Source organism: Pseudomonas beijingensis, assembly GCF_030687295.1.
GTDB lineage: Bacteria > Pseudomonadota > Gammaproteobacteria > Pseudomonadales > Pseudomonadaceae > Aquipseudomonas > Aquipseudomonas beijingensis.
Window position 1 is genome coordinate 843,090 of sequence record NZ_CP117425.1, and the last position, 26,109, is coordinate 869,198.

Consider the following 26,109-nt stretch of genomic DNA (forward strand, 5'->3'; position numbering starts at 1 on the left):
TTTTTCCTACGTCGTTTAAGCCGTTTTCGCTCGTTTTAGAGATGCTTGGAAAATGCGGCAGTATCCGTTAAAGCCGAATGATGTTCAACACGTCGCCCGACAGGCTGATCTGGACGCCGGCCCCCCACAACGGGTCGCGGCGCAAATCCTCGGAGACCTTGTACTGCCCGGCGATGGAAACCAGCTCAGCGCTCAATTGCTGACAGAAGATCCTGGCTTTGGTATCACCCTTGACGCCGGCCAGTGCTCGACCGCGCATCGGGCCGTATACATGGATGTTGCCATCGGCCAGAAGTTCCGCTCCCGGGCTGACCGAGGACACTATGACCAGATCGCCACCCTGGGCATAAATCTGCTGCCCGCCGCGAACGGGCGAGGTGATGACCCGCGTTGGCTTGATGGTGGGCTCCGGTGGTTTTTCCGGGGTTTTCTTCGCTTCGGCCGGGCTCAGTTCCAGCACGCGCTCCCGGGCGCCGGACGGCGGCAGCACCGGAATGTCCACGGCGATGGCAGCGGCGATGTCTTCGATGCGGCTGGCGCGGATCGCCAGGGTGCGCAGACCGTGCTGGCGGCAGATGCGCATCAGGCCTGGCAGATCCACTGAGCCTTCGCCGGCCGGCAGCTTGTCCAGGGCCAGCACCAGGGGGGCATTGCTGAAGAAGTTCGGGGCCTGGGCGACTTTCGCCGCCAATTGCCGGTCAAGGCTCTCCAGGTCGTTGCGGGCCAGTTCCAGCACCGTAATGGCGAGCATGCTGCCCTTCAGCTGGAACACGGGATCTTGGTCTAGCGGTTCGGTTTGGCTCATGGTCGGCGTACAACGGCTTGTCACTAAAAGTGCCGAGACTTATAACGAGATCGTCCGCCAGCCGCAACCCGGGTCGAACAATGTAGAATGCGCGGCCCATGTCTTAATGGAAGCTGTAATGGATCGCCCGCGTTTTCGAGCTGCATTTTTTCATCCGCGTTTCTGGCTGCTGTGGTGCGGCCTGGGGCTGTTGTGGCTGATCGTGCAATTGCCTTATCCGTTATTGCTGCGGGTCGGTCGTGCATTGGGGGCGCTGATGTACCGGGTGGCCGGCGACCGACGGCGCATCGCTCGTCGCAACCTGGAACTGTGTTTCCCGCAAAAGTCCGCTGCCGAGCGCAAGCGTTTGCTCAAGGAAAATTTCGCCTCCACCGGCATCGCCTTTTTCGAGATGGCCATGAGCTGGTGGTGGTCGCGCTCGCGTTTGGCGAAACTGGCCCACGTCGAAGGGCTGGAGCATCTGAAACAGGCCCAGCGCGAGGGCAAGGGCGTGATCTTGATGGCTCTGCATTTCACCACGCTGGAAATCGGTGCGGCCTTGCTCGGCCAGCAGCACACCATCGATGGCATGTACCGCGAGCACAAGAACCCGCTGTTCGACTACATCCAGCGCCGCGGTCGTGAGCGGCACAACCTCGATTCCCTGGCGGTGGAGCGTGACGACGTGCGCGGCATGCTCAAGCTGCTGCGGGCCGGGCGGGCGATCTGGTATGCGCCGGACCAGGACTATGGTGCCAAGCAAAGCGTGTTCGTGCCGTTGTTCGGCATCCAGGCGGCGACGGTCACCGCCACCACCAAGTTCGCCCGCCTGGGCAAGGCGCTGGTGGTACCTTTCATCCAGGAACGCCTGGCCGACGGCAGTGGCTATCGCTTGGTGATTCAGGCCCCGCTCACCGATTTCCCGGGCGAGACCGAGGAAGCCGATTGCCTGCGCATCAATCAATGGGTCGAGCAGTCGGTGCGCGATTGTCCCGAGCAGTATCTCTGGGCCCACCGGCGCTTCAAGAGTCGTCCACCGGGTGAGCCCAAGCTGTACGACAAACGCGGCTGAGTTTTTTTGATATCACCTTGAGCACGGAGCATTGCGATGACCCCAGCTGAACCGGTTACAGGTTTGATTCTTTCCGGCGGCGGGGCTCGGGCGGCATATCAAGTGGGGGTATTGGCGGCGATTGCCGAATTGCTGCCGGACGGGGCGGATAACCCGTTTCCGGTGATCGTCGGCACCTCTGCCGGGGCGATCAATGCGGTCAGCCTGGCGAGCGGGGCGATGGACTTCAAGACTGCCATCGAGCGGCTGACGGCGTTCTGGCAAGCGGTGCGCAGCCATCAGGTCATGCGCAGCGACTGGCGGGGCGTGATCGCCCAGTCAATGCGTTTCATCACTCACAGCCTGCTGGGCCTGGGAGCCAAGTTGCCGGTGGCGCTGATCGACAGTTCGCCGCTGCGCGAACTGCTCGAGGCCCAATTCCACGCCTCGGGTATCGAGCAGGCCATCGCCGAGCAGCAACTACGGGCGGTGGCGGTGACGGCATTCGGTTATGAATCCGGCCAGGCCGTCACCTTCTATCAGGGCCGCGGCACCATCGATGCCTGGCTGCGCCACCGGCGTATCGGTGTGCCGACGCAGTTGTCGGTGGAACACTTGCTGGCCAGTTCGGCGATTCCGCTGTTGTTCGCGCCGGTCAAGATCGGTCCGCAATACTTCGGCGACGGCGCGGTGCGGCAATCGGCGCCCATCAGCCCGGCTTTGCACCTGGGGGCCAATCGCGTGCTGGTGATCGGCGTCAGTGGCAACCCCCGTGGTGGTGGCGGGCAGGATCCCTCCGAACGCAGCTACACCGGCCTGCAACCGACCCTGGCGCAGATCGGCGGCCATATGCTCAACAGCACGTTCATCGACAGCCTGGAAAGTGACATCGAGTTGCTGGAGCGCCTGAACGGGTTCAGCCACTTGCTGCCCGATGACGTCCCGGCCCATGCCCTCGGCGCGGCACCGGTGGACGTGCTGGTGATTTCGCCAAGCCAGCCCATCGACGAAATCGCCGCCCGCCATCGCCAGGAATTGCCGCGAGCGTTGCGGGTATTTTTGCGCGGGCCGGGCGCGACCAAGACCAGTGGCGCGGGGGTGCTGAGCTACATGCTGTTCGAGGCGGGGTATTGCAGCGAACTGATCGAGCTCGGGCGCCAGGATGCGTTGGCGCAGCGTGAGGCGTTGAGTCGGTTTCTGGGGTTGTCCTGAGGCGTGATGCACGCAGGTCCACCGCCATCGCGAGCGAGCTCGCTCCCACAGGGGGATTTGTGGTGGATGCTAAACCTGTGGTTGGCATGCAACCCGTGTGGGAGCGAGCTTGCTCGCGAAGACGGCGGTACATTCAACATCAATGCAAGCCGACCCACCGCTATCGCGAGCAAGCTCGCTCCCACAGGGGGATTTGTGGTGGATGCTAAACCTGTGGTTGGCATGCAACCCGTGTGGGAGCGGGCTTGCTCGCGAAGACAGCGGTACATTCAACATCAATGCAAGCAGACCCAACGCCTTCGCGAGCAAGCCCGCTCCCACAAGGGATTGGCGGTGGACGCTTAAGCTGAGCCCAGCACACAAACCCATGTGGGAGCGAGCTTGCTCGCGATGACGGCGGTACATTCAAAATCAATGCAAGCCGACCCACCGCTATCGCGAGCAAGCTCGCTCCCACAAGGGGATTGTCTGCGATATTGATTCCGGGATCAGAAGTGATACTTCAGCAAAAAGGTGGTCGTGCTCTGGTTGGTCTTGAACCCGTCGCTGTCTTCAATGGCGTACTTGTTCTTCCAGTAGTCGTATTCCACCCCGACATACAACTGCTTGGCGCCGAGCTTCAACGCTTTGCCCAAGTCATATTTGATCTGCGGGACAATGTGCAGGTTGGCGTGGTAGGTGCCCTTCGAGTTGCTGTCGTTGTCCACCACCCAGTCGATGAAACCATCGATCAGGATGTCGGATGAGCCCACCGGCACGGTATAGGCCCAGACCGGGGTGATCTGCCAAACGTTGTCGCCGGCGCGCGGGCCTTCGGTTTGGCGGTTGTAGACGTTCAGTTGGAAGTAGTCGAAGCCGGGAATCGCCAGGTCGAAACCCGGGCCGATCAGGTAAGACTCGTTGTCGCCTTCCCCGAATTCATACGTCATGGCCAGCAGCACATCCTTGATCGGACCCAGTTCCAGTTTCTGGTCGAAGATCTTGCCGAACGACAGACGCGGGCTGAACTCACCGTAGTAGGTGTTCGGGCCGGACTGGCCGTCATCCTGGCCGTTATAGAAGATCCGATCGAGGAAGAAGAAGTTGTCCCCGTATTTCCAGGCGTCGGCGTGTTCGAAGGTCACGGTCTGCTGGATACGCGGGTTGATCTGGAAATCCTTGCCGTACAGGTAGGTCAGGCTGTTGTTCTGCCACTGGAACAGATCGTCGGCCATCGCCTGGCCTGCGGCCAGCAAGGATCCTGCGAGTATCAGGCTGGTGCACGTACGTTTCATTCGGTTTGCTCCCAAAGGTAAGTGGTACCGCTTTTTTTCAGGTCAGCGCTCTGGTGTGGCGCCTTTTTCCATGGATTAAAAACATCCGTTCGGTCAGCTTTTTGAGCGTGGCGAATGCTGATAGCAAGCGCTGAGCCAAGTCCGGAAAAAACCGGAAAAGGCTTGCCCTGCGGTTTTTTGATCAGTCGGAAAGCTGTTTTCAGGGGCGCGTTTATGTCCGCCAACACCGCAACAAGCTGGCGATCCGGTCAGGATCTGAAGGGATTTTGTGGTCGGCCTGTTTCAAACGGCCGCGCAGGATACGGGCTTGCCTTGGAAGGCTCAAGTGCCCTGCAACAGCGCATGCGCGGCGAATTTGGGGCGTGATGGCGGGGCGTGGTCATCGGGTGCTTTGCTCTTGTTTTTATTGTTGAGGCGCAGGCAGTCGCTGACGGGGGACCGGTGGTGTGCCGGTCGACCTGTCAGCGGTATGACGTTTAACGGTGTTGGAGCGCGTGGCTCAGTTAGTGTGGGCGCCCTGGTTGATCCACGCGCCGATCAGATCGCGTTCCTGTTGGGTCATCTGGGTGATGTTGCCCAACGGCATGATCTGGCTGGTCACGGCTTGGGCCTGGATGCGCGCGGCCTGTTGCTGGATCTGCTGCGGCGTATCGAACATCACCCCGCCTGGGGCGGCGCTGAACAGCGGGCTGGTGGGCTTGGCCGAGTGGCAGACCGAGCAGCGTTCCTGGATCACGCTGTGGACCTTCTCGAACGAAGGGCCCTGGGCGTTGGCGGCCTGAGTGGGCGCAGCTGCCGGTGCGGCGGGGGCCGTCGCCGGTTTCGCGCCACCGCCTACTGCCGTTTCCGGCAACGGTTGGTACTCGATCACGCCGGGCGCCTTGGCCACCTCCGGTGTGCTGGGCATGGGCTTGGGGCCGGTGACATAAGCCAGGCAGATCATCGCCAGGGCGCCGACCGGCAGCGTCCAGGCAAACCGGTTGCTGTCATGGCGCGTGTTGAAGTAATGCCGCACCAACACCGCCGCCACGGCGATCCCGGCCAGGATCAGCCAGTTGTACTGGCTGCCGTAGGTGCTCGGGAAATGGTTGCTGATCATGATGAACAGCACCGGCAGGGTGAAGTAGTTGTTGTGGCGCGAACGCAACAGCCCCTTGGCTGGCAGCGCTGGATCCGGCGTGCGGTTCACGGCGATGGCCGCGACCAAGGCACGTTGTGCCGGCATGATGATGCGGAACACGTTGCCGACCATGATCGTGCCGATGACCGCCCCGACATGCAGGTAGGCACCGCGACCGCTGAACACCTTGCTGAAGCCGTAGGCCGCGGCGATCAACAGCACGAACAGGATCAAGCCGAGCAAGGCAGGGCGCTTGCCCAGGGCCGAGTCGCAGAGGAAGGAATAGACGAACCAGCCGACGAGCAACGAACCGAGGCCCAAGGCCACGCCTTCGGGGCCGCTCAAGCCGCTGCCGGGGGCCAGCAGGTAGACGGTCGGGTTCCAATAGAACACCACGCACAGCAGGGCGATGCCCGACATCCAGGTGAAGTAGGCTTCCCACTTGAACCAGTGCAGGTTGTCCGGCATGGACGGCGGCGCGAGTTTGTATTTTTCCAGGTGGTAGATACCGCCACCGTGGATGGCCCACAGGTCGCCGGCCAGGCCGCTCCTGGGGTTGACGCGATTGAGGTTGTTTTCCAGCCAGACGAAGTAGAACGACGCGCCGATCCAGGCCACGCCAGTGATCATGTGAACCCAGCGAACGCTCAGGTTCAGCCATTCCAGCATATGTGCTTCCACAGTCTTTACCTCTCGCCCGTCACGCTTGTTTTCGCGTGATCGGACCTTCTCTTATTGGTGGGGGGCGAGGATCAAGTACTCATCCTCTTTGAAAAAATGCTCATCGCAGTTATTGCCTGTGCCACTGCGATCAACCACCAGGAAGTCATCCCGCTTTTCGATCGTCAGCACCGGGTGGTGCCAGACGCCGCGATGGTAATTAATGCCCTGCCTGCCGTTGGTGACGAAGGCGCGGACCAAGCCTGATACAGGTTCATCGCCAAGTGGCGCGACCACGATCAGAAAGGGGTTGCCGAGCAGCGGAATGAAGGCCTGGCTGCCCAGCGGATGGCGCTCCAGCATGCGTACGGTCAGCGGCATGTCCAGCGCGTCGGCGCGGAAGATGCTGATGATCGCCTGATCGTCCGGCGTGGCGGTTTCTACCGTCGCCAGGCGATGGAAGCGCATGGTCGAACCGTTGTTGATCATGAAGTGATCGCTGCCGTCGGTTTCGATCACGTCACCGAACGGGGCGAAGGCTTCTTTGGTCAACGGTTCGATCTTGAGTGTGCGCATGCTGGTCTTCTTACCTTGAATTCTGTGTTGTTTGTTGTGCCGCCATCGCGAGCAAGCTCGCTCCCACAGGGGAATGCATTTCAAATGTGGGAGCGAGCTTGCTCGCGATTTGGGTTCACCCTTATTTTGCGACCTTGCCCAGCACCCGCAGGCGACTCACACCACCGTCCGGGAACACGTTCAGGCGGATATGGGTGATCGGTCCCAGGGCCTTGATCTGCTCGGCGAAGGTGTGTTCGGCGTGCATTTCCAGTTTCTGGCTCGGCAGCAGTTCTCGCCAGAACAGCGACTGGGTTTCGATCTGGCTGTCGGTGCCGCCCTTGACGAACGCGGCCTGGATCGAGCAGCTGTCGGGATAGTTGCCCTTGAAGTGCAGGGTGTCGACGATGACTTTCTCGACCTCGCCGGCATGGCCCAGGGCGACGATGACCCAGTCATTGCCCGGGGTACGGCGACGGGCGGTTTCCCAGCCGTCGCCCATGTTCACGCCACGACCCGGGTTGAGGATGTTGCTCATGCGGCCGAAGTGCTCGTCGGAGCAGGCCAGGGCGCGGCCACCATTGAGGGCGGCGGCCAGGTCGATCTGTTCGTTGTCGCCCACCGCCGACCAGTCGCGGTACGGAATGCCGTAGACCCGCAACCGGGCCACGCCGCCATCGGGGTAGATGTTGAAGCGCAGGTGGCTGAAGGCCTGGTCGTTGCTGATTTCGTGGTAGTGGTGGCTGTTGCCTTGCAGCTCGACGGCCGACAGCACTTCAGTCCACTGGGTGTTTTCGTCCGGTTCGCCTTCCGTCAGGAAGCAGGCTTCCAGGGAGGCCGACGGTGGGTAGTTGCCGGTGAAGAATGAGGTGTCGATGTCCACGCCTTTGATCGAGCCCGCCACACCCAGGCGGATCACCGCGCTGTCGTAGCCTTCGAAGCGCTTGCGCCGCGACTCCCAGCCGTCCATCCACTTGCCGTTATCATCGAACACGCCCTCCTTCCACACGGCCGGGGTCGGCTGGAACAGGCGGTTGGCGTCGGCGAACCAGTCATCGGTGACCGAAATGATCTTGGTGCCCAGGCGGGCGTCGGCCAGGTTGACGAACTTCTCGAAAGGTACGGCGTAAGCTTTCATTCTTCTTGTCTGCCTTTAAATAAGTTGGCTGGGGATGCTTGCAGGTTCCTGGGTTCAGGACTGCTCGCTAAAGGGTCAGTAATCGGAACAACGCGATTTTGTTGATCTCTGCCAGGGCGCATTTGAATTCGGCGTCTGCCGAGTGATGGATGCGCGTTTCGAACGCCGCGAGGATCTGGTGCCGGTTGCTGCCTTTTACCGCCATGATGAAGGGAAACTTGAACTTGGCCTTGTAGGCGTCGTTCAGCTCGGTGAAGCGTTGAAACTCTTCGGCCGTGCATTGGTGAATACCGGCGCCGGCCTGTTCGTTCGTGCTGGCTTCGGTCAGTTGGCCCTGGACGGCGGCTTTGCCGGCCAGGTCCGGGTGAGCGTTGATCAGCGCCAGTTGGCTGGCGTGATCGGCACTCAACAGGATGTCGCTCATGCGTTGGTGCAGGGTCTCGATCTCGTCGATCGAGGGATCCTGGCCCAGGTCAAACGCCTTTTCGGCGACCCATGGCGAATGTTCGTAGATATCGGCGAAAGCCCGGATGAAGGCTTCACGGCTCAAGGTGGAGGGCTTGAGGGTCTGGAAGGCGGTCATTTCGAGGCTCCTGGTTTCGAAGCCCCTTGATGCGGATGGACTTGCTGCCAGTGGCGGGCGATGTCGACACGACGGCTGAACCAGACGTGTTCATGGCCTTTGACGTATTCGAGAAACCGCTTGAGGGAGGCCAGGCGCGCAGGGCGGCCGATCAGCCGGCAATGCAACCCGATGGAAAGCATCTTCGGGGCTTCGGCGCCTTCGGCGTACAACACGTCGAAAGCGTCCTTGAGGTATTGGAAGAAATCGTCGCCCTTGTTGAAACCCTGCACCTGGGTGAAGCGCATGTCGTTGGTGTCGAGAGTGTAGGGGATCACCAGGTGCGGCTTGCCGTTGGGGGTATTCGGTTCCCAGTAGGGCAGGTCGTCGTCGTAGGTGTCGCTGTCATAGAGGAAACCGCCTTCCTCCATCACCAGCCGGCGGGTGTTCGGGCCGGTGCGGCCGGTGTACCAGCCCAGCGGACGCTCGCCAGTGATTTCGGTGAGGATGCGGATCGCTTCGAGCATGTGCTCACGCTCCTGGGCCTCATCCATGTATTGGTAGTCGATCCAGCGATAGCCGTGGCTGCAGATTTCGTGACCGGCGGCGACCATGGCGCGAATCACCTCCGGATGGCGCTGGGCGGCCATGGCGACGGCGAAAATGGTCAGAGGAATATCGAATTCCTTGAACAGTTTGAGGACACGCCAGACACCGGCACGGCTGCCATACTCATACAGCGATTCCATGCTCATGTTGCGCTCGCCCTGCAGCGGTTGCGCCGCGACCATCTCCGAAAGGAACGCTTCGGATTCCTTGTCGCCATGCAGGACGTTGCGCTCGCCGCCTTCTTCGTAGTTGAGCACGAAGGACAACGCGATGCGGGCATTGCCCGGCCATTGGGGGTGGGGAGGGTTACTGCCGTAACCGATCAGGTCGCGTGGGTAGTCAGCGCTCACTGCAGTTTTCCTTCTTGTTCGAACCATGTAGGTGGCGCCCTGGCGATGTGGTTCAGGCTGGCGTCACGACGATGGAATGATTGTATACAACTTTATGCGCGATTTGTAAGCCTGATTTTCTGCATTTTTCACTGTGTCCCTGGTGTTGTCTACACTGCAAGAAACCTGCCCACTTGGTCAGTGAATCGTCAGGAGGATCTTGTATTCATTTGGTTTGCTTGAGCCTGGGGCTGACGCGCCGTCGCGCAGTCCATGGGCGAAGTGTTTATTTTTTATTGTGTACAATTTTCTTTTAAAGTGTCTTAATTCGCACATCGCCGTGGCGTTTCGTGCTCCGAAACGGTGCGGCCTGTCTTTCAACTGATTCAGGAGGCGTCGGGCCGGACTGCAGTGCAGCGAGGCGCGCATAAGCAATGGGACGTTTGACTACTCACGTTTTGGATGCCGCACACGGCTGCCCGGGCAGCTCGATCAAGATCGAGCTGTACCGCGTGGAAGGTTCGAAACTGCACTGTGTCGCCAGTGCGCTGACCAACAGCGACGGGCGCTGCGACGCGCCGCTGCTGCAAGGGGATGACTACCGTTCGGGGGTCTATCAACTGCAATTCCACGCCGGCGATTACTACCGCGCCCGTGGCGTCCAACTGCCCGATCCGGCGTTCCTGGATGTGGTGGTGCTGCGCTTCGGTATTTCGGCCGAGCAGGAGCATTACCACGTGCCCCTGCTGATTTCGCCCTACGCCTATTCCACCTATCGAGGCAGCTGATCCCCCAAGCAGCTGCCTCTCCTGGAAGCGACTGCGCATGGCGCTTCTTTGGTTTTCGCCCGCTCACACTGCGGGCTTTTTTTTGCCTGCAGACTTACAGCCTGGCGTCGTCATCCCGAACGATGAAAACGGTGTCCGGATGGTTTGGCCGGATTTGCGAACCGCCCTTGAGCCAGATGATCTTGTTGTTCTGGTGGGCCTCCCTGACAACGTTCGCGGCGTGTTCGCCGACCTGGGTTTCCAGGCTGATGCCGGTTGTGTTTGGGCTGGTGTGTGCCGGCAGGGAAATCTTCGGGATCCGGGTGCGATGCAAGCTCATGAAAAATACATAGTCATGCCCTGTGCGCCGGAATACCAACGCCGGAAAGCTATTGAAAGAATTGGGTTCAAAGACTGCATAGCCGTTACGGGTCATGAGGTTGGCCATGAAGCGCTTGAGGTCCAACGGGGAGTAAGTCATGACGAAATAATCCCACTGCTGGGTGAATCGCTGAGGGTCGAAATCCAGCCGATCCAACGACATTCTTGACGTTGGATTCGGCAGATCGAGCGAGCGTGCAGTGCTGCTGACGCTGCCTGAAGCGGCGCGAAGCACGGGTAGCATCAATAATGGATCACTCCATTCCGGGTGCGGGGACGGGGTGCCGTCTTTCCAACTGCTGAAAATCTGCCGGAGCGCGGTCAAGCCTGCCGCGTCGGCAAAAGACGAGCTGTTGGCGAGGGTAAATTGCTTTCTGGCGATATTTTCCAGGGTGACGGTGGTGACTTCTGGAAACGCCTCCCTGACGTAATCCGTCAGTGGTTTGTCAAAGGGCAGCCTCGCATCGATTTGCCAGCGATTGTCAGGAGGCACGCGTATCGCGCTTCGGGGTTGCTCGTCGGGCGTATGCCTGATGGTCGCCTCCAGTACGTCAAAATCATACGGTGAATGGGTGGGTTGCTGGACGTAGGCGATCGGATACTCGCGGGCGTCGGCGCGCGTCACTACCTTGTAGTGAACACCGTCTATGGTCAGGAAGTCGGGTACCGTGAGCCTTGGCTCGATTCCCCAGTTTTTAGCGAAGGCGGGGGCGCTCTCCAAGGTGGCTTCGCTTGGTGAAGGGGACGTGTGCTGACGCTTGGGTTCAATGACGTCCGAGGGCTCATCTTCCGCCGGTCTGCGGCGGGTAATCGTCAGTATGGAGTCAGCGGCATCCGGCTCGGCGCGGTGCGCAAGACGCCACAGCAGGCTGCCTTCCACTTGTTCGAGGCGTGGCCCGGAGGCGATGAGTTCGGTGCCTAGTCGGGCCCGGTAATTCTGCTCGGCATCGCGCCCCAACAGCACTGTGCCGCCTTCCGTTAGATCCACATAGGTACGTGTCCTGAATGTGCGGATGCCCGAGGTTGCGTCGGGCTCCGATAGCATGGGGACCAGTTCGGGTGAAAGAAGATAGTGCTCCAGCGGCACCGCCATGGTTGACTCATGGCCGGGTGTCTGTGAGGTGATTTCGGCTATCTGGATGGTGGGGGACTGGGGTTCTGCGGCGTCAGGTTGTCGTCCGGGCGGCGTGACGGGGGCCAGGTCGCCTCCCTCGCCTCGGGCGGGGCTTCTGGGCAGTGTTTCCGGTGACGTATCGCGACTTGAATGGGGCGTGTCGGGGGGCGAGGTTGGAAGCTTGGGGCGGGTGTTTAGTTTTGGGCTCATTGGGATTCCTGTTCCTTCAGGTTTGGAAAGTGATGAATGAGTCATTCATTCGTCGTGGAGCATGCCCTGCCTTGCGATTGACGCACCGACAGGTCACTGGCTTGAGATGTTCCTGGAAACGGCTCAAGCCTGTGCAGTACATATGTATATGGGGCTATAAATAGGCGGGTAAGAACCCATGCAATGCAAGAAGCCCGCTTAATTGAGCCGCGCTCATTCCAAAGGCCAGGCTGAGCGTCAGGGTTTGCACCATGAACTTCGAATTGCCCGGCGTGAGGCTTTCCACCAGGGCCACGCACTTTTCCCGTAGCAAGCGAAGTGCGCCATCGTTTGCGGGCGGCGTCTGGCTGAGGCCTTCGCGCGCCAAGTCCTGATAGAGGCTGAGATGGTGATCGCAAAGATTGGTTTTTCTCAGGTCCTGGGCAACGATGGGGCGAGCCTTATCGGTCTCAAGGGTCCATTGGCGGGTTTTCAGGTTGTAGGTCAGACCGCCGCGAGTGCCGTCCCTGACGGCAATGTTCAGCACCCTCAATTCCCTGGCAGCGAAGGCGGCCAGTTCGCTGGGCCATGCCGCTGAGGGGGCGAGCGCAAAAGTGAAATACCGAGCGTCGAGCGCCTCGACATACACCCGTTCAAACAGGGTATCGACCGCATGAACGACGCCTTGGGCGGTGATGACCCGTATCTTGTCGACAAGGTCTTCAGCCTCATACGTGGGGAGATGAATAATCGTTGTGCCCAGCTGCAACCGGTTGGAAGCAAGATTGATCTCGACATGCCCCAGGCGCGTAGCGTCAAGTTCCCAGGTCGAGGCCTGGGGCAGCCGGGGATTGGCCCCCGCGAGGGCGCCGGGTGTGGATAACCGTAGCGTCATGTCCGGGCTCAGGTGCACCAGGTAGGTGGCGCCTTCGCCGATCAGGACTTCAATGCCGGTTTGCTCCGAGGGGGAGGTAAGCTGGGCGCAGGTGGCTCGGTTGCGCATGTAATAGGGGGGCTTGTCCGAAGGAGGAAGATAGACATATTGCTTTCGGGTCGCCGTGAGCGGTAATGCCACGTCGGTTGTCCAGTTCACCGGCGATTGACCAATTAATGTCTCGTTCAGTAGCAGGCCATAGTCGGGTGCCGGTTGCACGAGGCGGTAGGACACGCCGTCCTTCATGATGAGGGTAACGAGGTGGTTGGAGCCCAGGGCGGAAAATGCACGTCGCTTCGTGCGGGTATTTTGCGCGCTGTAACGCTCATCGGAGCTGGCCAGGTTCTTCAAGACCACGTGGCGTGAGCCGAAATAAATCGTCAGGCCACATTCCCCATACTTTACGGTGTCCCAACCATCATCGTCGTGAGTGACCAGGACGTTGTAATGGGCCTCGATCCGCGTCAGCTCGGTGCTGGCATAATCCAGATGCACCGTGGTGGTGAAGTCGCTGCGTTGTGTTACCTGCAGCGTCGTCGCCACGGTAAGGCGTGACAGGTAATAGCTCGTGTCCTTGTCGTGTGCGACCCGGTGCGTTTTCTGGTTATTGAGGATAATCGGGTTGCGAGGTGTTCCCTGCTGGGTGATGACCGCTTCAATGGCGAGGGACTGGCTCTGCTCCAGGGTGTCGGGCAGGTCGGGCACCAAGTGATAGCCATCCTTTGTGATGAAGGTCAGTTTGTTGTTCTGGAGGTATCGTATGTCGTCGTCGGGCTGGTAGACCTTTTTGATGATGACTTCACGCAGTTGCCAGTCATCTGCGTCAAAGCCCGAGGTCACCACCAGGTTGTCCCCTTCGATCTTCCAGCCTTCGATCAGGTCGGCTCTCCAGTCCACGGCAATGACGCTATTGCCGATGCCGTCCTCGCTGATGGATACGCGGCCCGGCTTATGGGCGATGGCGTAGACATCGTTGCCCGGCCCACCGTCTGCGTCGCGGTTGTTGGCGCCCAGGAGGAAAATCTGGTCATCGCCTGCACCGGCCTCGATGGCATCGTCGCCGCGGGATTTAATGATGTTGGGGCCGGCGGTGCCCTTGATGATGTTGCGACCCCCCTCCAGTATTTCTACGTGTTCAATGCTCTCCAGGACCGCATGGCGATAGTCCTCGGTGTCTTTTTCCTGGCTGGCTTGGGTGATGAGGGTGATCTGCCCGGCCTCCAGGTCGACGTGATAACCAAGCTGTTGTGCCTCGGTATCCCGAGAGCGACCGGATAAAATGACGGTGTCACTGCCTGCGCCACCGACCAATCGATTGGGTGAAGGAGGGTTTTCCGTGAGGCTCTGCGTTGAACCCTCGAAAATGAAAACATCGTCTTTCTCACCCCCGGTCAGCTGTTTAACACCTGCGCCGTAATGGAAAACGTTCGGTTTGCTTTTCGGACCGATGATGGTGTCGTTGCCACCACCGATATACCAGTGGATGCCTTTGTGTTCCGCCGAAGTACCCAGCACGGCCCCGGGGGTATCGGCAGTGACCCCGTCGCGGGCATCGATGAAGTCGTCGCTGTCCGTGATCCTGGGGCGCACTCGGGTCGCCTGGTAGCGTTCTCCCGTCCACCAATTCCAAGTGTTGTAAGTCACCTGTTCGAGTTCTACGCTGAACTTTCCGTTTACGATGGCTTCGGTGCTGTTTTTCAAGGTGCCTTGCAATAACTTCATGGCATTGGCCCGAAGTTGTTTCGTGTGTTCAGCGGTCGCCTTGGCGATGGTATAGCGCTCTTGGATGGCTTCATCGGGGCTGATGGTCCAGAAGGCGAACCAACCTGTGCGCAGGCGCTCATGCACGGTGAGTTCTATGTAGTTGTCGATTTCATCGACTTCACGAATCGCCCCCCAGACTTGTGATCCAACCGCGAGGATCAATCCCGCGGCAAGGCCCACGGGGCCGGCGGAAGTAAAACCCGCCAATGCCGCTGCGCCGATCATCACGGACATGGCGGCGCTGGTGATGCTCAAGGCGGCGTTGACGTAATGATCCGTGGCTTCATTGCCGGTGGCGTTGGCGGCAGCCTTGAAAGCGTCGATGGCCGCGACGATATCGAATGGCAGTGTCAGCACGCTGGCAATCAAGCCGCTGCCACGCCCCAGCCGTAAGGCAAACGAGGTTTTGGCGAAACTCCCGAGGGAACTTTGGCCGGCCTTGAGCATGTGCGTGGCTTGCCGGGTCAGCGCGGCCTCGACACCGATCGAGGCGACCTCGGCACTCACGCTGGCCCCATTGAAGACGGCCTGGTAACCGTTCTTGTTGCGGATGGCATCTTGCAATCCACGCAGGCCGCTGTAGATGCCAAAGGCCTGGAGTCCGAACCCTGTGGGAATCAGGATGTTGCTCTTGGATCTGTTTACCCACTTAAATGTTTTTTCTGCAAGCGAAGCGGTATTGAGTTTTTGGGCAGAATTTAAAAGCTTTTCGAGCGTGGTTCGATAATGGGCTGATTCAGGTTGTGTTTCAGGAGGGTCATTGAGCAACGGCGGGGCGATAGAGGAGCGCTCACTGGCAATTTCGAACAGCAGTGTTGGCAAGCGGTAGTCGTTGGCGTTGTCGATCAGCTTTATACGGGTTTCGACATCAACCGGGTTGAACCGCAACGTATTCAGGAAAAAACGATTGGGGGTGCGGAAAAACGTATTGTCGCCGTTCAGGGGCTGGCCATTGGTCGTCACGCCCAGCGCATCCAGGGCTAAACGAGTGACCGTCACGGAGCCGATACGCAGCGGGCCATACAGTTTATCGACCACTTCGAGTTGGGCTTGTCTTCGCTTATGTTCCGGGCCGATCAGGGTTTCATTGCCTGCTTTGAAATCGAGTGTCTCGACAGAATGATCATTGGCATGAAAGCCTAGATCCGTCACGACGACGGCGTGCTCGTGAGAAACGGAACCGGGGTAAAAAACCTTGGCCATTGTGAACTTCCTTGTTCAACGATAATGAATGGCCTTCTATGTAAGGTGTTTTTCTGACGGGTGTATATCAATGGGTTGTTGCGCCGTTTTACCAGCGCCGCGGCTCAAAAAAGGTCACCGGTACTCAGTGGCTGGACAGTAAGGACGCTGCGCCCGCGCCGCCAAACAGCCCGGCACTGATGCGGTTGAACCAACTCTGGCCTCTGCCCGTGCGCAAATACCGCGCCGCGCCATGGGCGCCGAGGCCGTAGGCAAGCTTGCACAGCAGGTCGAGTACGGTCCAGGTGGCGATCATGATCAGCAGTTGTGGCAGGAACGCGTGTTCGGCGCTCAAAAATTGCGGCAGGAAAGCGGCGAAGAACAGGATGTCTTTCGGGTTGCTCGCACCCAACACGAACGCCCGCCCGAAGAGGGCGCGAAAGCGCGGGACGGCAGCGGCCTGGGGCACTTCGGCGCCTTGGGAGGGTTGGCGCGATTGCTGCCAGCTCTGCCAGGCCAGGTAAAACAGGTACAGGGCACCGACGATCTTCAGGGCGCTGAACAACTGCTCCGAGGCCATCAACAATGCGCCGAGCCCCAGCGCCGAAGCGCTCAGCAGGCAGATCGATGCGATCACCCCGCCGAGGAATGCCGGGTACGAGCGGCGCAGACCGTAGTTCAGGCTATTGCCGATCATCAACAACGACAACGGGCCGGGGATGAGGATCACCACCAAGGCGGCGCCACTGAACAACAGCCAGGTTTCCAGATTCATTGCTTTGCTCCTGATGTACAAAAGCCTCACCCGAGGGGTGAGGCAGGTGGATACGGTATCGCTTACAAGAAGATGAACTTGGCGATGAAGATCGCGCAGAGCACCCACAGGCTGACGGAGATTTCCTTGTGTTTTCCGGTGCCGGCCTTGAGCACCACATAGGTGATGAACCCCAGGGCGATACCGTCGGCGACCGAGAACGTCAGGGGCATCATGATGGCCGTGACGATGGCTGGAATGCTGTCGGTTGGTTCGTCCCATTCGATGTGGGCCATGCCGCCCATCATCAGCATGGCGACGTAGATCAAGGCCCCGGCCGTGGCATAGGCCGGGATCATCCCGGCCAGCGGTGCGAAGAACATGGCGGCAATAAATAGCACACCGACGGTCACGGCGGTAAGCCCCGTGCGGCCACCGGCGGCCACACCGGCGGCGCTTTCCACGTAACTGGTCACCGGCGGCACACCGACCATGGCGCCGAATACGCTGGAGGCGCTGTCGGCTTTCAAGGCGCGGGACAGGTTCTCGATCTTGCCATCGGCCTTCACCAGGCCGGCGCGCTGGGCAACGCCCATCAAGGTGCCGGCGGTGTCGAACATGTGCACGAACAGGAAGGCCAGCACCACGCTGATCATGCTGATGTTGAACACCCCGGCCACGTCCATCGCCATCCAGGTCGGGGCCAGGCTCGGTGGGGTCGACATGACGCCGTTGTACTGCACCAGTCCCAGGCCCCAACCGGCCAGGGTCACGGCAATGATGCTGATCAGGATCGCCCCGAACACGCGGTGATAACTGAGCACGGCGATCATCAGGAAGCACACCGCGGCCAGCAACGGACCGGGTTCACGCAACGAGCCAAGCTTGATCAGGGTGGCGGGGCTGTCGACGATGATCCCGGCGGTTTTCAGGCCGATCAGCCCGAGGAACAACCCGACCCCCGCGCCCATGGCGAAGCGCAGGCTCACCGGAATGCTGTTGAGCAGCCACTCGCGCACCCGTGACAGGGTCAAGAACATGAACAGCACACCGGAAATGAACACCGCGCCCAACGCGGTTTCCCAGTTGTAGCCCATGGTGCCGACCACGGTGTAGGTGAAGAAGGCGTTCAGGCCCATGCCCGGTGCCAGGCCCACCGGCCAGTTGGCGTACAGGCCCATCAACAGGCAGCCCAGGGCGGCGGCGATGCAGGTGGCGACGAACGCGGCACCGTGATCGATGCCGGCGTCGGCCATGATGTTGGGGTTGACGAAGATGATGTAGGCCATGGTGATGAAGGTTGTCAGGCCGGCAATCAACTCGGTCTTCACCGTGGTGCCATGCAAGCTGAGTTTGAAGAGGCGTTCCAGCCAGCCACTGCGTAGTGGCGGCGAGAGGTCCAGCGTCCGGGCGTCGGGTTTGCGGCTTTCCACAGCGAGTACTCCTCAAGAGTCTTATTGTTATTTCCAGCACCGCAAACGCCCTGGGGGTGGCCGCGATGCGTTGAGGCAGGTAAGGCTGGCGAAGTATGTTGACCTGTTGGTCAGGAACTCGCACGAAGCGAATTATGCTTTTGTATACAAATAATGCAAATAATGTTTTCTGTGTTGTCGACGAAATGTCTGGCGATAGGGATATATCACCCATGCGGACGCTATCGCGAGCAAGCTCGCTCCCACAGTGGGGTGGGGTGAATGCAAGAATTGGGTTCAACCATGAACCCTGTGGGAGCGAGCTTGCTCGCGATAGCGTCGGATCAGGTGCCTTCAGTCACTGGATTTGCCCAGTGCCAGGTTCACCGCCAACCACCCATTCACCGCCGCCTCCCCAGCCTCGGCAAACACCCGCTCCAGCAATTTCACCTGCTCGCGCCGCAACGCCTGCTCGAACCGCTCGCCCTCGGCCGTCAGTTCCAGCAGCCGCTTACGCTTGTCAGTCTCGGACGCAACGCTGTTCACCAGGTGCATTTCCATCAACTGTCGCAGCGGCATGTTCAGCGCCTGCTTGCTCACTCCGAGCAGGGCCAGCAATTCCTTCACGCTCAAGGACGGATAGCGGGCGATGAAAAAGACGATGCGCTGGTGGACCCTGCTCAACCCACGACGCTCGAGCATTTTCATCGGCCTTGGCGGTGAACGCCTGATAACCGAAGAAAAACGCTTCCATGGCCATTTGTTGGGAGGTTGGGTTTTTAAGGTCAAGCATATTGACGTATCCAGAGAGGTCGGAGTAATTTCGGTCAATCAGTTTGACTCATTCTTCCAGCGACCCGCTACAGGTGACCCCATGGCTTTTTCCGAACGTGTCTCGCGCCTCAAAAGTTCTTTGATTCGAGAAATCCTCGCGGCGGCGCAGCGCCCTGAAGTGATGTCGTTCGCCGGCGGCCTGCCAGCCGAAGCCATGCTGCCGAAGGTGGAATGGGCGGCCATGCCGTTGTCCATGGGGCAGTACGGCATGAGCGAAGGCGAACCGGCCCTGCGCGAAGCCCTGGCGGCTCAGGCGCGGGCATTGGGCGTGGTCTGTGAGGCGAGTCAGGTGTTGGTGGTCAGCGGCTCCCAGCAAACCCTCGACCTGGCGGCCAAGTTGCACATTGACGTGGGCACCGAAGTGATGCTCGAAGCGCCGACGTATCTGGCGGCGCTGCAGATTTTCCAGTTGTTCGGCGCCGACTGCATCACCGTGCCCCTGGAGGCCGATGGCCCGGATCTGCATCAGTTACGGGCCCGGCTGGAGCGGCATCGGCCTGCGTTCATCTACCTGATTCCGACGTTCCAGAACCCCTCGGCGGTGCGCTACAGCGAGGCCAAGCGCGACGCGGTGGCAGCTTTGCTGGATGAGTTCGGCGTCACCCTGATCGAGGACGAACCCTACCGCGAGCTGACGTTCGATGGCGGCAGTGCCACGCCGATCGTCAGTCGCTTGAAGAAAGCCAGCTGGATCTACACCGGCACCGTGTCGAAAACCCTGTTGCCGGGGCTGCGGGTGGGCTATCTGATCGCCAGCCCGGATTTGTTCCCGCACCTGCTGCGGCTCAAGCAATCGGCGGACCTGCACACCAATCGCATCGGTCAGTGGCAGGCGCTGCAATGGATCGGCACCGAGCAGTACCGCAGCCATTTGAGTGAATTGAGGGATTTCTACCGGGACCGTCGCGATCGGTTCCAGGTGGCGTTGCTAAAGCATTTCTCTGATATCGCGGACTGGAACGTACCCCAGGGTGGATTGTTTTTCTGGCTGACCCTCAGGCAACCGCTGGACACCCGCACCTTGCTCGCCGCCGCACTGGCGGCCGACGTTGCGTTCATGCCGGGGGAGCCGTTCTTTCCTGAACCGGACCAGCATCCAGGGCACCTGCGCTTGAACTTCAGCCACATTGATCCGGCGCGGCTGGATGAAGGGCTCAAGCGGTTGGCGGGGGTGGTGCGGGAGGCGTTGGCGGTAAAAGCGGCTTGATATCAGGGGCTTTGTGGTGGCTGTCCGGGCCCCATCGCGAGCAAGCTCGGCTCCCACAGGGGACGGTGGTGAATACAAATCTAGCGTTCACCAAGGCCTACTGTGGGAGCCGAGCTTGCTCGCGATGGGGGCCTCCCCAGCCACCACAAAACCATCAGGCTGCAGAGAACCGCTTATCCAGATACTCAATAATCACCTTGGACTCATACATCCAGGTGGTCTTGCCATCTTCTTCAATACGCAGGCACGGCACTTTGATCCTGCCGCCTTGCTCCAGCAGCGTCTGGCGATCCTGTTCGTTGTTTTTCGCATCGCGCAGGGCCACCGGCACGTTGAGACGGCGCAGGGTGCGGCGGGTCTTCACGCAGAACGGGCAGGCGTGGAATTGATACAGCGTCAGGCTGCGGGCGGCCTGGTCGACCTGGGCCTGGGCCGCGGCCGGGCGCTGTTTCTTGCCGGGGCGGGTGATGAAGTCGATGAAGATAATGAGCTGGCCCAAGCCAACTCGAAGCGCTTTGACGATCACGGTATTCAGCCTCGCGGCAGGGAAGAAGAGGGCGCGCAGCTTACCTGATTTTTCACCGGGCGAAAAAAAACCGGCGATCAACGCCGGTTTTCTTCAAGCGACGGGTTACTTGATGAGGCTGAGGAATTCGCTGCGAGTGGCGGCGTTTTCCCGGAACTCGCCGAGCATCACCGAAGTGATCATCGAGGAATTCTGCTTTTCCACACCGCGCATCATCATGCACATGTGCTTGGCCTCGATCACCACCGCCACGCCCAAGGCGCCGGTCACTTGCTGGACCGCGTCGGCGATCTGGCGGCTGAGGTTTTCCTGGATCTGCAGGCGACGGGCATACATGTCGACGATGCGCGCGACTTTCGACAGCCCCAGCACCTTGCCACTCGGGATATAGGCCACGTGGGCCTTGCCGATGAAAGGCAGCAGGTGGTGTTCGCACAACGAGTACAACTCGATGTCCTTGACCAGCACCATCTCGCTGTTGTCGGAGCTGAACAAGGCACCGTTGGTGACTTCTTCCAGGGTCTGTTCATAACCGCGGCAGAGGTACTGCATGGCCTTGGCAGCGCGCTTGGGCGTGTCGAGCAGGCCCTCGCGGGAAACGTCCTCGCCCAGTTGGCCGAGAATCGCGGTGTAATTCTGTTCCAGAGACATGAAACTACCTGTGGGATGGGATTTTACGCAAAGGGCAAGGGTACGGTGGCGGACACGGCGCTGCAAGCTCGGCAAGCGAGGGCTACTCGTCGCGACCTTCCATCATGGTGCGCTTGAGCATCACGTAGACCGCCCCGGCGCCGCCGTGTTTCGCTTGGCAGGAGGTGAAGCCCAGCACTTGCGGGTGCTGGCGCAGCCAGGTGTTGACGTGGCTCTTGATCATCGGTCGCTTGCCGTCCAGGCGCACGGCTTTGCCATGGGTGACGCGTACGCAACGGATTTCGAACTTGGTGGCTTCGGCCAGGAACGCCCAAAGGGTTTCCCGGGCCTTTTCGACGCTCATGCCGTGCAGGTCTAGGCTGCCTTCGAAGGGGATCTGGCCGACCTTCAGCTTGCGCATCTGGCTTTCCTGGACGCCGTCGCGCGCCCACATCAACTCGTCTTCCGGGCCGACGTCGATCACGAACTGATCGGACAAACCGTCCACGGTCGTGGCGTCGGTGCGCACGGTGGCGGCTTGGCGCAGCTTGGCGATTTGCGCGCGATCGGCCTTGGGCTTGCCGGTCTCGGCACGGTCGTGTTTGATCGGTTTTACGCCCTGGATCGCACTTTTGAACAGGGAAAAGTCGTCGTCTTGCATGTCAGCCTCCGCGAAGCCGGCCAGTTTACCCAACTCTGGCGGGATCAGGCGCGACAAAACGTCGAGTGGCGGATCAGTCGTGCTTTTTCATCAGGTGCGGAGCCATGGCCAGCTCCAGGGATTGGCGGGCGCGACGGCGGCAGCGGCGCCAGAGCCAGACGCCCAACAGCAACACGAAAAGACCGACTGCCAGGATGATCGCCGAACCCAGTGGGGTGGCATTCAACTCGCCCAATGCGGGTGGACGGCCCAGCAAGCTGGCCGCACCGGCCATGGCCAGCAGCACACCGAGTGTTGCCAGCAGCGCAGCGATCGCCGCGCCAAAACGAAACCGCCAGTTGCTCGGGCCCTTGGGCCGCAAGCGACGTGCGTCAAAACCATCGGATAACTTCATTCCGACCTTCCTCAATGGGTATCGGCCCTTCGACCGGAAGATATTCGGGTTGTTCCTGAGGCTAGGGTAATTGCAGCAAATGAGAGGCTTTTGCGGATGAGCGGCAGGGAGGGCCGCTCATCAAGGCGCATCAGATGAAGTCGCGGGTCAGGGCCAGGGTGGCGAAGTTGTCGGCCATGATCGCCATTTCGGTCTGCTGAACGTGCTCGGCACTGAGGACACCGCCTTTGTACGGCAGATCGCGCGTGGCGCAGGCGTCCTCCACCAGGGTGCAGCGAAAGCCCAGGTTCTTGGCGGCGCGCACGGTGGTGCTGACGCTGGAATGGCTCATGAACCCGCACACGATCAGGTCCAGGGGGCCGAAGTCTTCCAGGCGCTTTTTCAGCTCGGTGCCGTGGAAGGCGCTGGGCAGCAACTTTTCGACCACGGTTTCGTCGCTCAGGGGTTCGAGGCCGGCAATGAACTCCCCGCGTTCGCCTTGTGGATCGAACAGCCCGCCATGGGTGCCCAGGTGGCGCACATGCACGATCGGGCGACCGGCTGCACGGGCCGCGCCGAGCAGTTGCTTGATGTTCGCGACGGCTGCATCCATGCCGCTCAGGGCCAGGGGCCCGGCGAGGTATTCCTTCTGGGCATCGATGATGATCAAGGTCGCTTGACTCAGATTGGCCGCTGCATAACCACGGCCGCTGAGTTGAAACATCGTTTTTGGAACGGACATTCTGGGGCTCCTTCGAGTGGGGCTTTTGCGACATTGTCCTCTGGCTGAGCGGTTCTGTGAATCGCTTCCATCGCAAGGGCCGCCGTTGCTGGCCTACAGCCTTGTCAAGATGCTCGTCTCGTTCAATAGGCGGTGCAAAAAACGGATAAATCCTACGATTGGTCCAGCGCTTTTCGTTCGCCATCGAGGCGTGTTTGGGTGGGGCCGCGTTTGGCTGGTAGACTCGCCCGTCGATTTTTCTGGAGTTTGCCGCCGTGATCACTTCCCGTCTCCGTACCCTGCGCGACCATATCCGTTGGGCCGTCAGCCGTTTCCATGGGGAGGATCTGTTTTTCGGCCATGGCACCGACAATGCGTGGGATGAAGCTCGGCAACTGGTGTTGGGTGCGTTGCACCTGCCGTGGGAAATCGCCGACAGCTACCTGGACTGCCGTCTTGAAGACGAAGAACTGGTGCATGTGCAGCGTCTGCTGCGTCGGCGCATTGCCGAGCGCATCCCGACGGCCTACCTGTTGGGTGAGGCCTGGTTCTGCGGAATGTCGTTCATCGTCGATGAGCGCGTGCTCATTCCGCGCTCGCCCATCGGTGAGCTGATCGAAAACCGTTTCGAGCCTTGGTTGGGCCAGGCACCGGCCCGGATTCTCGACTTGTGCACCGGTTCCGGCTGCATCGGCATTGCCTGTGCCTATGAATTCCCGGAGGCCGAGGTGGTGCTGGCCGACCTGTCGTTCGAAGCACTGGAAGTGGCCAACCAGAACATCGAGCGCCACGGCGTCGACGAGCGCGTGTTCACCGTTCAGGGGGATGGTTTCGAAGGTCTGCCGGGGCAACGTTTCGACCTGATCGTGTCGAACCCGCCCTACGTTGATGCGGAAGATTTCGCCGACATGCCGCAGGAGTACCAGCACGAACCGGAGCTGGGCCTGGCCTGTGGCGACGACGGCTTGAACCTGGTTCGCCGGATGCTGGCCGAGGCGGCCGATCATCTGACCGAGAAAGGGCTGTTGATTGTCGAGGTGGGCAACAGCCAGGTGCACGTCGAGGCGCTGTACCCGGAAGTCGATTTCGCCTGGCTCGACTTCGAGCGTGGTGGCCATGGCGTGTTCATGCTCAGTGCCGAGCAGTGCCGCCAGTATCAGGCGGTGTTTGCTTCGCGGGTTTGATTGCTGCGACCGCTTTTGTGGCTTCAAAGGCTCAAAATAGTACTTGCCAGATTTACGACTGCTGCGCAGCCGAGCGGGAGCAAGCTCCCTCGCCACGGGATTGTCCGCATTTTTCCGCCGCAACCCTACTGTGGGAGCGAGCTTGCTCGCGATGGCGTCGGATCAGCAGCATGGAAGTTGACTGATTCACCGCTATCGCGAGCAAGCTCGCTCCCACAGGGTTACTCACGCGCTGTTGGGTTCAATGCCGCGTCGCAATCCAGATCAGCAACCCCGCCTGGAACATGGCGAAAGCCACCAGGCAGGTGATGGTGAAGCGCAGGCCGGTGTCTTCGCGCTTGAACTTGGTGACCTTTTCTTCCTGCTGTTTGAGTTTGACTTCCTGTTCCGCCAGGTTCTGCTCGGCTTGTTGCAGCATCTGCGCAGCTTCGAGGATGGTCACGAACTGCAGCTTCTCGGTGTTCCAGTCGCCGATCAAATCGCCGACCTGGGTCGGCTTGATGCTGCCCTTGAGGTGTTGGGCATCGGCGTAGGCCACCTCGAAACCCTGGGCCTTGAGAAAGCGGTCGCGGCGCAGGCGAGTGTCTTCGTTCAGGGCGTCCTTGTTATCCAGGTCGGAGCCTTCAACCTGGTAGGCCGACCAGCGTTTCTTGGCCCAGGTAATACCTTGGGCCGCCAGGAAACGGCCGATGCCACGGTTCAACGGCTCGACTTGCAGGTTGTCCGGGGAAAAAGTCAGGCGTTTTTCGACGTGGTCGGCCCAGACGTCCAGGTGATTCTGTTCCTTGCGCACCCGCTGGTTCGGCAACTGGATGGTCATGCGCAGCAGGCTGCGTTCCTTGCTGTGGCGCTCGACGTAGCTGAACTCGACAAACCGCAGCGGCCGCACACCGGTGGCGCGGTCGGTCTTGAGCGGTGCCAGCCGGAGCATCTTGTGATGCTCGGTGTGCACGTCGGCCCACGGCAGCTCCACCGCAGTCGAGGCGGGGGCTTCGGCAGCGGTGTCGGGGGAAGTTTGAGTTTCAGTCATAACGGCAAAGTCCTGTCCAGGCCGGCGGGTCGGTAGCCATTGCGCTATCCGACACAGTGCTATCGGCCGTTTTTGCCAGGACTGGAGGGCTAGTTGCGACTAAAACCGCTTAACGGGCGGCTAACGAGTCAATAAAACGCAGAATCCGCGTACCGAGCTCGGCCGCCAGGGGCAGGTCGGGGTCCTTGTAGGAGGCCAGTTGCCGTTTCACGTCGTTGGGCACGATGCGCATCACGTGGTTCATGCCCTCGATCAGCGCCAGCTCGGCGTCGGGCTTGGCGGCTTTCAACTGCCGGGCATCATCGACGCTGACCTGGATGTCGTTGCTGCCCTGGATGATCAAGGCAGGCATCTTCAACGCGGCGAAGGCCCGGGCCGGGTCCTGGCGGAACAACGAGATCAGGTAGGGCTGAACGCTGGGGCGGAAAATGACCTGCAATTGCGCCGGCACGTTGTTGTCGAGCTGCCCGGCCTTGAGGCTGTCGAGCAGCTCATTGCTGCGTAACATCAGCGGTGGTGGCAGGCGGTTGCTCAGTTGTTGGCGCAGCACCTGGTCGATCGGCCGGGCACTGCCGGACAGCGAAATCACCGCCGCCGCGTTGGCCTGGGGCGCCGCGAGGCTGGCGATCAACGCGCCTTCGCTGTGGCCCAGCAGGATCAACGGGCCCAGGCGTGGATCGGCGGCGAGCTTGTGGCTCCAGGCCACGGCATCGGCCACATAGGCCTCGACGCTCAGGTTGCGCTCGTCCGGTGTCGCCGCGAGGCTGGCGGCCACACCGCGTTTGTCATAGCGCACGCTGGCAATGTTGTGCCTGGCCAGGACCCAGGCCAGGCGCTTGAGGCTGTCGTTGCGCCCGCCCTCGGGGTTGTTGCCGTCGCGATCCGTAGGACCGGACCCGGAAATGATCAGGACAACCGGCACGGGCGTGTCGGACTTGGGCAGCAACAACGAGCCGAAAAGCTCACCACTGCCGGTGTCGAGACTGATCGGGCGTTGCAGCACCGTGGCTTGGGCCAGGCAGGAAAACAGGCCGGTGAACACGGCAAGGCTTAAGGCAAGCAGCTTTAACATCATCACGCCATTAGTTGCGAAGGTGCCGGTTGGACTGGTGGTCGCCGATAAGGTTCGAGGATGAACTACGCGGGGAGCCT

Annotated in this window: 23 protein-coding genes and 1 pseudogene; 5 read left to right on the forward strand and 19 right to left on the reverse strand. The window is 60.5% G+C overall.

The genetic code is table 11. The features are described from left to right. Window positions 1-67: 67 nt before the first annotated feature. Window positions 68-805, reverse strand: coding sequence for a septum site-determining protein MinC (gene minC, locus PSH84_RS03925; protein ID WP_122566972.1), 738 nt, complete (start codon window positions 803-805; stop codon window positions 68-70). 118 nt (window positions 806-923) lie between these two features. Between minC and PSH84_RS03930 the strand changes: the two genes are divergently transcribed. Both PSH84_RS03930 and PSH84_RS03935 read left to right on the forward strand, forming a co-directional pair. Then, entirely contained in the window at window positions 924-1,856 is a 933-nt protein-coding gene (locus PSH84_RS03930; RefSeq protein WP_305482316.1) for a lipid A biosynthesis lauroyl acyltransferase, read from the forward strand. A 36-nt stretch (window positions 1,857-1,892) separates the two neighbouring features. Next, window positions 1,893-3,047: a patatin-like phospholipase family protein gene (locus tag PSH84_RS03935; RefSeq protein ID WP_305482317.1), complete on the forward strand. Its 1,155-nt coding sequence runs from the start codon at window positions 1,893-1,895 to the stop codon at window positions 3,045-3,047. A 488-nt stretch (window positions 3,048-3,535) separates the two neighbouring features. On the opposite strand, the gene PSH84_RS03940 is transcribed toward PSH84_RS03935, so the two are convergent. The 6 genes from PSH84_RS03940 to puuE all read right to left on the reverse strand — a co-directional run bounded on the left by PSH84_RS03940 (window position 3,536) and on the right by puuE (window position 9,315). Continuing rightward, window positions 3,536-4,321, reverse strand: a complete 786-nt coding sequence (locus PSH84_RS03940) for an outer membrane protein OmpK (protein ID WP_305482318.1) — start codon at window positions 4,319-4,321, stop codon at window positions 3,536-3,538. 499 nt (window positions 4,322-4,820) lie between these two features. After that, the gene (locus PSH84_RS03945) at window positions 4,821-6,122 is read right to left on the reverse strand and encodes a urate hydroxylase PuuD (RefSeq protein ID WP_305482319.1); all 1,302 of its coding nucleotides are present in this window, start codon (window positions 6,120-6,122) and stop codon (window positions 4,821-4,823) included. A gap of 51 nt (window positions 6,123-6,173) precedes the next feature. Beyond that, on the reverse strand, window positions 6,174-6,677 hold the full coding sequence (locus PSH84_RS03950) for an ureidoglycolate lyase (protein ID WP_122566977.1): 504 nt from the start codon (window positions 6,675-6,677) through the stop codon (window positions 6,174-6,176). 121 nt (window positions 6,678-6,798) lie between these two features. Next, window positions 6,799-7,794, reverse strand: a complete 996-nt coding sequence (alc, locus tag PSH84_RS03955) for an allantoicase (RefSeq protein WP_122566978.1) — start codon at window positions 7,792-7,794, stop codon at window positions 6,799-6,801. A gap of 67 nt (window positions 7,795-7,861) precedes the next feature. After that, window positions 7,862-8,377 carry a 2-oxo-4-hydroxy-4-carboxy-5-ureidoimidazoline decarboxylase gene (gene uraD, locus PSH84_RS03960; protein ID WP_122566979.1) on the reverse strand — a complete coding sequence of 172 codons (516 nt, stop codon included), beginning with the start codon at window positions 8,375-8,377 and terminating at the stop codon, window positions 7,862-7,864. Then, a complete protein-coding gene (puuE, locus tag PSH84_RS03965; RefSeq protein WP_122566980.1) occupies window positions 8,374-9,315 on the reverse strand; it encodes an allantoinase PuuE in 942 nt (313 codons plus the stop codon). Before puuE ends, uraD begins: the two co-directional genes overlap by 4 nt. Window positions 9,316-9,728: 413 nt before the next feature. Between puuE and uraH the strand changes: the two genes are divergently transcribed. Then, window positions 9,729-10,082 (forward strand): hydroxyisourate hydrolase, encoded by a 354-nt coding sequence (gene uraH / locus PSH84_RS03970; protein WP_305482320.1) that lies wholly within the window; start codon window positions 9,729-9,731, stop codon window positions 10,080-10,082. A gap of 94 nt (window positions 10,083-10,176) precedes the next feature. Here the strand turns inward: uraH and PSH84_RS03975 are convergent, their stop codons facing one another. The 5 genes and pseudogenes from PSH84_RS03975 to PSH84_RS03995 form a co-directional block, all read right to left on the reverse strand. Continuing rightward, window positions 10,177-11,535, reverse strand: a complete 1,359-nt coding sequence (locus tag PSH84_RS03975; protein ID WP_305468031.1) for a hypothetical protein — start codon at window positions 11,533-11,535, stop codon at window positions 10,177-10,179. 385 nt (window positions 11,536-11,920) lie between these two features. After that, window positions 11,921-15,646: a calcium-binding protein gene (locus PSH84_RS03980; RefSeq protein ID WP_305482321.1), complete on the reverse strand. Its 3,726-nt coding sequence runs from the start codon at window positions 15,644-15,646 to the stop codon at window positions 11,921-11,923. 124 nt (window positions 15,647-15,770) lie between these two features. Beyond that, window positions 15,771-16,400: a LysE family translocator gene (locus PSH84_RS03985; RefSeq protein WP_122566983.1), complete on the reverse strand. Its 630-nt coding sequence runs from the start codon at window positions 16,398-16,400 to the stop codon at window positions 15,771-15,773. A gap of 62 nt (window positions 16,401-16,462) precedes the next feature. Then, window positions 16,463-17,812, reverse strand: coding sequence for an NCS2 family permease (locus PSH84_RS03990; RefSeq protein ID WP_122566984.1), 1,350 nt, complete (start codon window positions 17,810-17,812; stop codon window positions 16,463-16,465). 333 nt (window positions 17,813-18,145) lie between these two features. Continuing rightward, window positions 18,146-18,584: pseudogene (locus tag PSH84_RS03995) on the reverse strand (MarR family winged helix-turn-helix transcriptional regulator). An 81-nt stretch (window positions 18,585-18,665) separates the two neighbouring features. Here PSH84_RS03995 and PSH84_RS04000 point away from each other — a divergent pair. Beyond that, window positions 18,666-19,832: an aminotransferase-like domain-containing protein gene (locus PSH84_RS04000; RefSeq protein ID WP_305482322.1), complete on the forward strand. Its 1,167-nt coding sequence runs from the start codon at window positions 18,666-18,668 to the stop codon at window positions 19,830-19,832. A 154-nt stretch (window positions 19,833-19,986) separates the two neighbouring features. On the opposite strand, the gene PSH84_RS04005 is transcribed toward PSH84_RS04000, so the two are convergent. The 5 genes from PSH84_RS04005 to PSH84_RS04025 form a co-directional block, all read right to left on the reverse strand. After that, window positions 19,987-20,358 carry a glutathione S-transferase N-terminal domain-containing protein gene (locus PSH84_RS04005; protein ID WP_305471260.1) on the reverse strand — a complete coding sequence of 124 codons (372 nt, stop codon included), beginning with the start codon at window positions 20,356-20,358 and terminating at the stop codon, window positions 19,987-19,989. Between the two features lie 105 nt (window positions 20,359-20,463). Further along, window positions 20,464-21,009: a GTP cyclohydrolase I FolE gene (folE, locus tag PSH84_RS04010; protein ID WP_003204506.1), complete on the reverse strand. Its 546-nt coding sequence runs from the start codon at window positions 21,007-21,009 to the stop codon at window positions 20,464-20,466. An 82-nt stretch (window positions 21,010-21,091) separates the two neighbouring features. Continuing rightward, on the reverse strand, window positions 21,092-21,649 hold the full coding sequence (locus PSH84_RS04015) for a Smr/MutS family protein (RefSeq protein WP_003204497.1): 558 nt from the start codon (window positions 21,647-21,649) through the stop codon (window positions 21,092-21,094). 73 nt (window positions 21,650-21,722) lie between these two features. Next, entirely contained in the window at window positions 21,723-22,043 is a 321-nt protein-coding gene (locus PSH84_RS04020) for a hypothetical protein (RefSeq protein ID WP_053124023.1), read from the reverse strand. Window positions 22,044-22,173: 130 nt separating this feature from the next. Continuing rightward, window positions 22,174-22,764, reverse strand: coding sequence for a cysteine hydrolase family protein (locus PSH84_RS04025; RefSeq protein ID WP_122566987.1), 591 nt, complete (start codon window positions 22,762-22,764; stop codon window positions 22,174-22,176). A 254-nt stretch (window positions 22,765-23,018) separates the two neighbouring features. Here PSH84_RS04025 and prmB point away from each other — a divergent pair, with 254 nt between their 5' ends. After that, window positions 23,019-23,927 carry a 50S ribosomal protein L3 N(5)-glutamine methyltransferase gene (prmB, locus tag PSH84_RS04030; protein WP_122566988.1) on the forward strand — a complete coding sequence of 303 codons (909 nt, stop codon included), beginning with the start codon at window positions 23,019-23,021 and terminating at the stop codon, window positions 23,925-23,927. Window positions 23,928-24,168: 241 nt separating this feature from the next. Here the strand turns inward: prmB and PSH84_RS04035 are convergent, their stop codons facing one another. Then, window positions 24,169-24,957 carry a hypothetical protein gene (locus tag PSH84_RS04035; protein WP_305482323.1) on the reverse strand — a complete coding sequence of 263 codons (789 nt, stop codon included), beginning with the start codon at window positions 24,955-24,957 and terminating at the stop codon, window positions 24,169-24,171. A 109-nt stretch (window positions 24,958-25,066) separates the two neighbouring features. After that, the gene (locus PSH84_RS04040; RefSeq protein WP_122566990.1) at window positions 25,067-26,032 is read right to left on the reverse strand and encodes an alpha/beta hydrolase; all 966 of its coding nucleotides are present in this window, start codon (window positions 26,030-26,032) and stop codon (window positions 25,067-25,069) included. Between the last annotated feature and the right edge of the window lie 77 nt (window positions 26,033-26,109).

What these genes read in the sequence shown, in the direction of transcription:
- minC (WP_122566972.1), bottom strand. Translation starts at nt 805, where the DNA reads ATGAGCCAAACCGAACCGCTAGACCAAGATCCCGTGTTCCAGCTGAAG.
- PSH84_RS03930 (WP_305482316.1), top strand. Translation starts at nt 924, where the DNA reads ATGGATCGCCCGCGTTTTCGAGCTGCATTTTTTCATCCGCGTTTCTGG.
- PSH84_RS03935 (WP_305482317.1), top strand. Translation starts at nt 1,893, where the DNA reads ATGACCCCAGCTGAACCGGTTACAGGTTTGATTCTTTCCGGCGGCGGG.
- PSH84_RS03940 (WP_305482318.1), bottom strand. Translation starts at nt 4,321, where the DNA reads ATGAAACGTACGTGCACCAGCCTGATACTCGCAGGATCCTTGCTGGCC.
- PSH84_RS03950 (WP_122566977.1), bottom strand. Translation starts at nt 6,677, where the DNA reads ATGCGCACACTCAAGATCGAACCGTTGACCAAAGAAGCCTTCGCCCCG.
- alc (WP_122566978.1), bottom strand. Translation starts at nt 7,794, where the DNA reads ATGAAAGCTTACGCCGTACCTTTCGAGAAGTTCGTCAACCTGGCCGAC.
- uraD (WP_122566979.1), bottom strand. Translation starts at nt 8,377, where the DNA reads ATGACCGCCTTCCAGACCCTCAAGCCCTCCACCTTGAGCCGTGAAGCC.
- uraH (WP_305482320.1), top strand. Translation starts at nt 9,729, where the DNA reads ATGGGACGTTTGACTACTCACGTTTTGGATGCCGCACACGGCTGCCCG.
- PSH84_RS03975 (WP_305468031.1), bottom strand. Translation starts at nt 11,535, where the DNA reads ATGGCGGTGCCGCTGGAGCACTATCTTCTTTCACCCGAACTGGTCCCC.
- PSH84_RS03980 (WP_305482321.1), bottom strand. Translation starts at nt 15,646, where the DNA reads ATGGCCAAGGTTTTTTACCCCGGTTCCGTTTCTCACGAGCACGCCGTC.
- PSH84_RS03985 (WP_122566983.1), bottom strand. Translation starts at nt 16,400, where the DNA reads ATGAATCTGGAAACCTGGCTGTTGTTCAGTGGCGCCGCCTTGGTGGTG.
- PSH84_RS04000 (WP_305482322.1), top strand. Translation starts at nt 18,666, where the DNA reads ATGGCTTTTTCCGAACGTGTCTCGCGCCTCAAAAGTTCTTTGATTCGA.
- folE (WP_003204506.1), bottom strand. Translation starts at nt 21,009, where the DNA reads ATGTCTCTGGAACAGAATTACACCGCGATTCTCGGCCAACTGGGCGAG.
- PSH84_RS04015 (WP_003204497.1), bottom strand. Translation starts at nt 21,649, where the DNA reads ATGCAAGACGACGACTTTTCCCTGTTCAAAAGTGCGATCCAGGGCGTA.
- PSH84_RS04020 (WP_053124023.1), bottom strand. Translation starts at nt 22,043, where the DNA reads ATGAAGTTATCCGATGGTTTTGACGCACGTCGCTTGCGGCCCAAGGGC.
- PSH84_RS04025 (WP_122566987.1), bottom strand. Translation starts at nt 22,764, where the DNA reads ATGTCCGTTCCAAAAACGATGTTTCAACTCAGCGGCCGTGGTTATGCA.
- PSH84_RS04035 (WP_305482323.1), bottom strand. Translation starts at nt 24,957, where the DNA reads ATGACTGAAACTCAAACTTCCCCCGACACCGCTGCCGAAGCCCCCGCC.
- PSH84_RS04040 (WP_122566990.1), bottom strand. Translation starts at nt 26,032, where the DNA reads ATGATGTTAAAGCTGCTTGCCTTAAGCCTTGCCGTGTTCACCGGCCTG.